This is a genomic window from Chryseosolibacter histidinae, assembly GCF_018598225.1.
GTDB classification, from domain to species: domain Bacteria; phylum Bacteroidota; class Bacteroidia; order Cytophagales; family Cyclobacteriaceae; genus Chryseosolibacter; species Chryseosolibacter histidini.
Genome location: NZ_JAHESF010000024.1, coordinates 92,961 through 101,938, shown reverse-complemented (window position 1 = coordinate 101,938; position 8,978 = coordinate 92,961). Strand labels below are relative to the sequence as shown.

Sequence of the window (8,978 nt, the reverse complement as noted above, 5' to 3'; positions counted from 1 at the left end):
AGAGGTGTATACGAGACAGCAGATCATGTTGCACCAGCGTGAACTGATCAAGTACCCGTTGTTGCTGCAGTTGTTCCAGCAATGTGAGTGTTCCACTTTCCTTCACCAGCAGATCGGTGCTGTTTTCAAGCTGCTGATGCTGCTGATCGATGAAGGCAATCACCTTTCTTTCATTCAAAAGATGCAGCCGGTACCGGATAAACACCAGCGAAAAGAGCGCCAGTCCAACAGTTGTTGCAAGGATATATCCATAGACTGCTGAAGCGAACAACGAGGTGAGTCCATAAGCAATGGATGCGGAAGCCAGTGCCCAAAGGTATACCTCAGCTATCCTCAAGGCGAAGTATTTCCGTTTGAGCCGTTTCAGCTGATATCGTGCTTCTGTAATGCTCATTGATTACGGTTAAAGGCGAGCCAGCGCTCCGCGGCCAGGCATAATAACAAAACAATGGCAAGAAAACTTTCAAGCGGCGTGCTGGCGACGTCAGCCTGACGTATTTCTTTTTCTGTTGTTGCTGACCACGTCGCTTTCCCCGCCAGCTGTCGTTTATCTTTTTCATCGTCGACCATATATCGGTCTGAAAGTAATATCGAGGCAAGCGTCAGGCTCAGGTTCTCATCAAGTGCCAGGCCTTCTGTGAGGCGACGTGTGATCATCCAATCCGGATTGCCGGCAGCAGCGTTGCACAAAACACGGGCTTGTTCTCCACGAAGCATCACCGGCTGCAAATTCCCGGCGCAGGCACTGTAGACGATCAATGGTGTCTGAATAGCTGGCGGCACCTGATCGGCCAACCAGATGGTCCAGCTGTTGCTCGTTGGTTTATACTGCGCGGTTGTTTTTTTATCGATGATGATCTTGTATGGGGATACGGTCTGCACCGCTCCGAGGCACGCTTCAATGATCTTCGCGTCACGGTCGAACTGCAGGTCATAAAACAGCGATACTTTGATGGTGTCAACCTGATCAACCGTCATTGCATTTGCCGCAGTCCTTTCCAGGGTGGTGTTCAGCATTGTGGCTTCGGCCGAAGTTTGCGCCGTTCGAACCCACACGGAATCGTTGGCCAAGGCTATCGCTTTTGCAACGAAGGTGGCAGGTGCAGGCTCATACGTGATCCAACGGATGTTATCAGGCATAGACTGACGTTTTCCGTTAAATCCTTCCACGTAGTTATAACTGAGAACTATGATGTCGTTCCATGGTTTTGCCGCCAGTGCTTCCGCAAGGGCCCAATAGTCCGGTATAGTTTCATCGTTGTGGAGCGTATCTTCCAGCAATGGAAAATCTTTCGTCAGGCGTCGCAGCTCATAACCCTGTGCCGACAAACTGTCAATAAGTGTCGCGGCCATTCGTTCTCTTTCGATGCCTCTTTCCACTACCAGCCACTTCTTCTCCGACGAAGTCGTTTGCCTGATCGCGGCCCCGGCAAGCATCAGCACTACCAGCGTTATCAGGAGGCAACGCAGCAGGAGCAGAAGAATTTCGTTAAGCCTGATGCTGCTGAATTGCGCTGTATCCGACTCTTTCAGGTGCCGGAGACTGCCAATGGGAATCACTTTGCCTTCCTTACGACTCAGCAAATGAATACTTACCGGGATCAGTAATCCCAGCAGTCCCCACAACCACACCGGATTTGCAAACTGGATCATCGCATGAGGTTTTTTCTGGCCTTTAAAAAATCGCGCAGGATCTGCTCCGGCAATTCATCCATGCGCACCAGGTGATAATTGATTCCCTTCTCCAATAGTGAAAGCCTTGAATCGTTGACCCACTGTTTTACTTTTTCTGCATATTGTTTTTGCTGCGCCCGTGTATCCACTTTTACCATTGCACCGCTCTCCAGGTCGCGAAAAGTAAAAGCCCCTGCATGATCAAGCTCGGTTTCATGTTTTCCCATGAGGTGAAAAACGATCACTTCGTTCTTTGAAGTTTTGAGACGTGAAATGAACTTGATGAGATCGAGCGCTTCATCGTACAGATCGGTAATAAAAACGATCATCTCTTTGCCGTGATGGTCGAAGAGCTGCTCAACACCACTTTTCTTCCATGAGCTCATGGGTTTTACCTGCACAAGCTCATGCAGAAAACGCATGAACTGCTGTTGCTCGAAGCGCGGCTGAAGCATGGTGACGTGCTCATCGTTCACGGTGTAGAGGCCGAACGTATCGCCCTGCTTGCGTGCGAGGTAGGCAAGCGCTGCAACAATGATCTTGGCAAACTGAAGTTTGGTGATACCATCTTCTTCGTAGGCCATGGAGTTGCTGGCGTCTACCATGAATTTTACGGTGATGTTGGTTTCGATCTCCGCCTGTTTGATGAAATAACGCTCTGACCGTGCGTACATCTTCCAGTCGAGCTGCCGGAGGTCATCACCGGGTTCGTAGTTCCGGTATTGGCTGAATTCCTGGCCCACGCCTATGGCCTGGCTCTTGTTGCTGCCGCTCATGAAACCTTCGACAATGATCCGGGCAACCAGTTCCAGCCCGTCCATGGTGTTGAGGATCTCCGGTTTAAGCAGTTCTTTGAGGCGTGCATCCATACACTACAATGCCTTTTTATGCTGTGCGCTGATGGTATCGATCAGGTGAAGTGTGACATGGTCGGCGGTGATGCCTTCGGCTTCGGCCTTGAAGTTGAGCAACACCCTGTGGCGAAGCACCGGTAGCGCTACGTGCCGGATGTCGTCAAGCGTTACTGCAAACCTGCCCATCAGCAGCGCTCTTGCCTTGGCGGTGAGGATCATGGCTTGCCCCGCGCGCGGACCGGCACCCCAGCGAACCCAGTCTTTCACCATTTTCACTTCTGTCTGGTGAGGCCGCGTAGATCGCACGAGGTCGGTCACCAGCGAAATGAGGTCAGGACTGATATGAATTTCACGAACCAGTTTTTGCGCTTCCAGTATTTTATTCCCATCGATGATCTTGCGGATCGTTGCTGATCTTCTTCCCGTTGTGCTTTCGAGGATTGACCTTTCTTCGTCGGCTGTAGGGTAAGAGATCTTCACATACAAAAGAAAACGGTCGAGCTGTGCTTCCGGCAATGGAAATGTTCCTGCCTGCTCGATGGGATTTTGTGTTGCCAGGATGAAGAAGGGTTTATCCAGCGGATAAGTAACGCCGCCATAGGTAACTTCAAATTCCTGCATGGCTTCCAGCAACGCGGATTGTGTCTTCGGCGAGGTGCGGTTGATCTCATCTGCCAGGATGATGTTGGCGAAGATCGGCCCCTTGTTGAATTTGAAAAATCGTTTACCCGTGGCGTGATCTTCTTCCAGGATCTCCGTGCCAATGATATCGGAGGGCATCAGGTCAGGTGTGAACTGGATCCTCCTGAAGCGCAGATCGATCGCCTCTGACAGTGTGCGGATCATCAGCGTTTTGGCCAGCCCCGGCACACCTTCCAGCAGCGCGTGTCCACCAGCAAGAAATGTGATGAGAAGCTGATCGATGGTCTCTTCCTGCCCAACGATCACCTTCTGAATTTCCTGCTTCAGCGCCTGAAGCTTCTGTATGATCTCCTGAACCGATTGTTCTGCTGCTTTTAGTTCTGTGGTCATTTTTATATTTCAGATTTCTGATTTCAATTTTTGGTTTCTATCACTCCGCACTGCCGTGGACCGTCGACCGTGGACTATCCTTGCCTACTGCCTATTATCGCATCAGTGCATACATCACAATGTTCACACTGAATCTTGTATTGTCTATCCGGTAAAATCTTTTATTCCTGAAATCGTAATCCCACTCACAGCCGTAGTCCTTGTTGCTGTAAAGAACACCGATGCGTCCGTCAACCTCGATCGCTTTCAGGTAATCGTGTACGATGTCATCGCCCCAACCATTCAGCTCCTGCGAGGTGGTGGGAGGGCCCTCGAACGAGAAGAACATGGAATACAGCTGGTGGTTGTTGGGAATTTTCTTCAAGGCTGAGGCGCCGAAGATCCGTTCCATCTGCGATTCGAAAGACTTGGCAAAGAGCCCGTCGATGTCGTGATTGCAATCGTCTACAAAAACGAACCCACCATTGCGTACGTATTTTTCAAAGTTCTCTCGTTCCTGTGCCGTAAACTCTACCAGCTTGTGGCCGCTGAGATAACAGAACGGGCAGCGGAAGATCTCCGTGCTGCTTAAGGAGACAACGTTCTCCTGGGTCTCAACCTTCAGCGTCGTATATTCGATGAGGGAGTTCAGTACGTTAGAAGGCATGCGCTGATCCACGTCCCAGTCGCCCGATTCATACTGCAGGCGTGTAAAGAAGAACTTGTTATCAGCAGACATCATTGCAATTTCCTGTTTCACAGGCAATCTAATAAGATGAATTATATAAGCGGAAAGAATAACGGATCGTTTTTTCGATTCATTTTTGCACTCGTTTTCAGTGCGCCAAAACAAAAATCCCCGGCCAATGACCAGGGATTCTGTTAGGGATATGACCAGCATCAGACCGCGTCTGACAGGCTTGTAAAGGTAAAGTCCCGGATCTTCATGGGAGGCAGGAGGTAGTTCTGGTTTGATTCCACGCTCACGGTCCGCTCGGGTTTTCCAAGCTCTTCAAGGTTGTTGAGCATGATCACCGGGCTTTCGTTGAAGCGGAAGTTTTTCACCGGGTACTGGATCTTGCCGTCTTCGATGTAGAAAGTGCCATCACGGGTAAGGCCGGTCAGCAGCAGCGACTGAGGGTCAACATCACGGATGTACCACAGGCGTGTCACAAGGATCCCTTTCTTCGTGCCTTTGATGAGGTCTTCCAGGGATTTTGTTCCGCCTTCCATGATCATACCGTCAGGCGCGGGAATAGGCCTGGCGTTCTGCTTCTGTGCCCAGTAGCGTGAGTATGAGAAGTTTTTAACTACGCCTTTGTCAATCCAGGTCACTTTCTCCTGTGGCCTTCCGTCTCCGCTCCAGGTGGAGGTTGGCAGTTCAGGATTCAGTGGATCGGAATACAGGGTGACACGTTCATCCACCAGCTTTTCGCCGAGACGGGTCTTGCCTCCGGGTTTGCTCAGGAAGCTGCGGCCTTCATCAGCCTGCCGTGCATCCAGCCCGAAAAAGATGCGCTCCATCAGCACCGCTGCTGCGGCGGGTTCGAGAATAACGGTGTATTTGCCCGGTTCTATCGCCTTTGCCGTAGCCGACTTCAGGGCTTTGTCTGTAGCGATCTGTGTAGCGCTCTTCGTATCCAGCTTGGTGACGTCGTTATAACCGCGTGTGGCATAACCCGAACCGAGGCTGTCTGAGGTACGTACCGTCACGGAAAAATTTGTATTGGTCGATGTATTGTAAGCAAACAACCCCTTCGAGTTCATCATGGCTGAGAAGCCGGCATTGTCTTCGAGGAAGCCTGCCGCAACAGCTTTGCTGCTCTTGGCCACGTTCAGGCTCTGCTCCACCAGGTCGGTGCGTTGCTTCGGCGTGATGGCTGCCGTAGATGGAACATAGGTGATGGGCTCTGCATATTTCTGCGGGCCGAGGAAAGGCATGAACTCAGGGTTCTCGGGAGCAAGCCTCGCCAGCTCTTCTGCCCGGCGCACAACTTTTTCAAGCGATGCGTCATCGAATTCGTTGATGGTAGCCACGCCAAGTTTTTTTCCGAAAGCCGACGACACCACCAGGCTGCTCTGGCTGATGCGCCCGCTGGTGGTCACAGAATTGCGTGCATACCGGACGTTACCATTGTCTGTACCACTCAGATTCACTTCACATTCATCCGCTTTGGAATAAGCCAGCACTTTTTTCAATAAAGCGAAGGCTTCGTCTTTTGTAAGTATAGCCATAGTCTTATCCGATATTTCTTGAAGTATTGATCACATTAACACCATTGAAACGGGCGGTGGACGAGCCGTGGGAAACGGCGCTGCTCTGCGCGGGCTGACCCTTGCCGTCGAAGAACGAACCGCCGAGACGGTAGTCGCTGGCATCGGCAATGCCCACACATGAGTTCCAGAACTCCTGGGTGTTCGACTGGTAAGCCACATCTTTCACCATGCCTGCAATTTTTCCGTTCTTGATCTCATAATAAAGCTGTCCTCCGAACTGGAAGTTATAGCGCTGTTGGTCGATGGAGAACGATCCGTCACCGATGATATACAAACCTTTCTCAACACCTTTGATAAGGTCATCGATGCTCTTTTTCTCTTTGCCGGGCTGCAGTGAAATATTCGGCATGCGCTGGAACTGAACGCTGCTCCAGTTGTCTGCATAACAGCATCCCTGCGATTGGGTGAGTCCAAGAATATGTGCCTGGTCGCGGATGGTTTGATAGTTCACCAGGATGCCGTCTTTGATGATGTCCCACTGGCCACACTTCACACCTTCGTCATCGTAGCCCACAGCACCCAGCGATCCGGGTTGTGTTTTATCAGCCGCGATGTTCACAATGTTGCTGCCGAACTTGAATTGTTTCGATTGCCACTTGTCGAGGGTGAGGAAGCTGGTTCCGGCGAAGTTGGCTTCGTAACCCAGCACCCTGTCGAGCTCGCTGGGGTGTCCTACCGATTCATGGATGGTGAGCCACAAGTGAGAAGGATCGAGGATGAGGTCGTATTTTCCCGGCTCGATGGATTTTGCTTTGAGCTTTTCGCCGATCTGTGCTGCACCTGCCTTGGCGTCCTCGAGCATGTCATACCTGCCCTTGTAGAGCGTGGTGATACCCTGGATCTTGTCCTGAGGCCGTGCGTAAAGATATTCATAACCCATTCCCACGGGCGCACTAAGCGCATTGCGGGTCTCGAACTTGCCCGTGGCTGCATCGATCTTGGTGATGAAGAACGTAGGCCAGATGCGGTGAATATCCTGGTCGATATAAGAGCCATCCGTTGAGGCAAAATACTTTTGCTCGTTCACCATGAACAGGAGGGAGGTGATATAATTTGCGCCACCCTTCATGGCTGCGTCATTCACGCCCAGCAGCAGATCCACCTTCTCCTTGATCGGGATCTCGAAGGCGTTCTTTTCAATGGGTGCTTTCCAGCTTACTTCGCCGTATCCTTTCTGGGGCGCCAGCTGCACGGGCTCGGTCTGAAGCCGGGAGTTCTCTTTGGCAATGGCTACTGCCAGCTCCGCGGTTTTGGCAATGCTCTCCTTGTCCATTTTGTCGGTGGCCGCAAAACCCCAGCTTCCATTGCTGATCACGCGGATACCCATACCGTAAGATTCGGTATTCACAATATTCTGAACCTTGTCTTCGCGTGTGATCACGAACTGGTTCAGATAACGGCCAATGCGAACATCGGTGTAAGTGGCTCCTTTTGAACGTGCGGCGTTGAGTGCAACATCCGCCATCTGCTTTTTAAGAGCAGGGTCTACCGGCATAAGCGCTTCTTCAGGCGTAATAGGCCTTCCGGTAACCGGGATACCAGGCAGCATGGTGGCGGCAGCGCCCATTCCCGTGAGGTAAATAAAGTCTCGTCTTTTCAAGGGATCAGAGTTTAAGTGTTTTAATTAGTCGGCGTTCAGGTTGTCAGAATTACAGACCGCTAATTATGCAAGACGATATTAGCATTTTATTAAAATCGATCCAATCAGATCCCGATAAATAGCTTTAACGATCAGCAGATAATAGCATAAAAAAAATCCCCGGTATGGCCGGGGATTGGATTAGAGATCTGAGATCAAACGTATTAAACAGCGTCAGACAAGCTGGTGAAGGTAAAGTCGCGGATCTTCATATAGGGGATCAGCGAGCTTCCACCACCGCCGGGGCCACCGCCACCGCCCACGCGCACCTGCTTACCAAGGGTCTCGAGGTTGTTGAGCATGATCACGGGACTTTCATTGAACCTGAAGTTCTTGATCGGATGTTTGATCACACCGTTCTCGATGTAGAAAGTTCCGTCGCGGGTAAGACCCGTGTACAACAATGTCTGGGGGTCAACGGCACGGATATACCAGAAGCGTGTCACGAGTATACCTTTTTTGGTATCCTTGATCATGTCTTCCAGCGATGCCGATCCACCTTCCATGATGCGGTTTCCGGGAAGCGGAACTGCCTCAACGTTCTTTTGTGACGCCCAATAACGGTCATAGATCAGGTTCTTTACTACGCCGCCACGGATCAGATCCATTTTTTTCCTGGCCAGTCCATTCGGCATCCAGGGCGATGCAGGCACGTCATCATGCTGCGGATCGGTGTAAATGTTCACACGCTCATCAACGATCTTTTCGTTGAGCTTCGTGCCACCACCTTTTTTGGAAAGATAACTTCTGCCTTCGTCTGCCTGGCGCGCGTTCATACCGAACAGCATCAGGCCGATCAAGTCTCCGGCAGCAGCAGGCTCCAGAATAACGGTATATTTTCCAGGTTCAATGGCCTTGGCGTTGCGCGACATCAATGCTTTGTCGATCGCAACTTTTGAAGCCTCGGCTGTATCGAGCTTGCTTACATCGTTGAAGTTACGGGTGACCCAGCCTGAGCCGGTACCGTCGTTGGTACGCATGGTGACGGTGAAATCAACATTGGTAGACTGGTTGTAGGCAAACAGACCTTTGCTGTTCATCATTGCCGTAAAGCCGCGGTTGTCTTCAAGAAATCCGGCAGCCGTGATGTCTTTCGCCGATGCGGGGCCGATGCTGTTGGCGGCAGCCTGTGCGCGATAATCGGGTGTGATCTTCGCCGTAGCCTCAGACCAGGTCTTGGAAGGTCCGTAGGTTTGTGGTCCCAGCGGCTCCATGAACTCGGGGTTTTCGGGCGCCAGCTTCGCGAGCTCTTCAGCGCGCCGTACAACTTTCTCCAACGACGCATCGTCAAACTCGTTGATGGTGGCGCTGCCCGCTTTTTTGCCGTAGTACGATTGAACAGCCAGGCTGATGTTGCTGTCTTCGCCGGAGGTGGAGACGCTGTTCCGCGCATAGCGGATGTTGCCGCCGTCAGAACCGTTCAGGTTCACCTCGCAGCCATCCGCCTTGGAAAAGCTCAGCACTTTCTCCAATATTTTTCTAGCTTCTTCTTTTGAAAGTATTGCCATGATTATTTCTGATTT

Annotated in this window: 8 protein-coding genes; all 8 read right to left on the bottom strand. The window is 51.3% G+C overall.

Going from position 1 to position 8,978, the window contains the following annotated elements:
- Window positions 1–394, bottom strand: a 394-nt coding sequence (locus KK083_RS21005) for a hypothetical protein (RefSeq protein ID WP_254167294.1), incomplete at its 3' end; no start/stop codon positions are given.
- Window positions 391–1,653 carry a BatA domain-containing protein gene (locus KK083_RS21000; RefSeq protein WP_254167292.1) on the bottom strand — a complete coding sequence of 421 codons (1,263 nt, stop codon included), beginning with the start codon at window positions 1,651–1,653 and terminating at the stop codon, window positions 391–393. The genes KK083_RS21005 and KK083_RS21000, both read right to left, overlap by 4 nt.
- Window positions 1,650–2,543 carry a DUF58 domain-containing protein gene (locus KK083_RS20995; RefSeq protein WP_254167290.1) on the bottom strand — a complete coding sequence of 298 codons (894 nt, stop codon included), beginning with the start codon at window positions 2,541–2,543 and terminating at the stop codon, window positions 1,650–1,652. Before KK083_RS20995 ends, KK083_RS21000 begins: the two co-directional genes overlap by 4 nt.
- A 3-nt stretch (window positions 2,544–2,546) precedes the next feature.
- Window positions 2,547–3,560 carry an AAA family ATPase gene (locus KK083_RS20990; protein ID WP_254167288.1) on the bottom strand — a complete coding sequence of 338 codons (1,014 nt, stop codon included), beginning with the start codon at window positions 3,558–3,560 and terminating at the stop codon, window positions 2,547–2,549.
- A gap of 94 nt (window positions 3,561–3,654) precedes the next feature.
- A complete protein-coding gene (locus KK083_RS20985; RefSeq protein ID WP_254167296.1) occupies window positions 3,655–4,278 on the bottom strand; it encodes a DUF4159 domain-containing protein in 624 nt (207 codons plus the stop codon).
- 161 nt (window positions 4,279–4,439) lie between these two features.
- Window positions 4,440–5,774 (bottom strand): TldD/PmbA family protein, encoded by a 1,335-nt coding sequence (locus tag KK083_RS20980; protein WP_254167287.1) that lies wholly within the window; start codon window positions 5,772–5,774, stop codon window positions 4,440–4,442.
- Window positions 5,775–5,778: 4 nt separating this feature from the next.
- The gene (locus KK083_RS20975) at window positions 5,779–7,416 is read right to left on the bottom strand and encodes a TldD/PmbA family protein (protein WP_254167286.1); all 1,638 of its coding nucleotides are present in this window, start codon (window positions 7,414–7,416) and stop codon (window positions 5,779–5,781) included.
- Window positions 7,417–7,619: 203 nt separating this feature from the next.
- Window positions 7,620–8,963 carry a TldD/PmbA family protein gene (locus KK083_RS20970; protein ID WP_254167285.1) on the bottom strand — a complete coding sequence of 448 codons (1,344 nt, stop codon included), beginning with the start codon at window positions 8,961–8,963 and terminating at the stop codon, window positions 7,620–7,622.
- Window positions 8,964–8,978 lie beyond the last annotated feature (15 nt).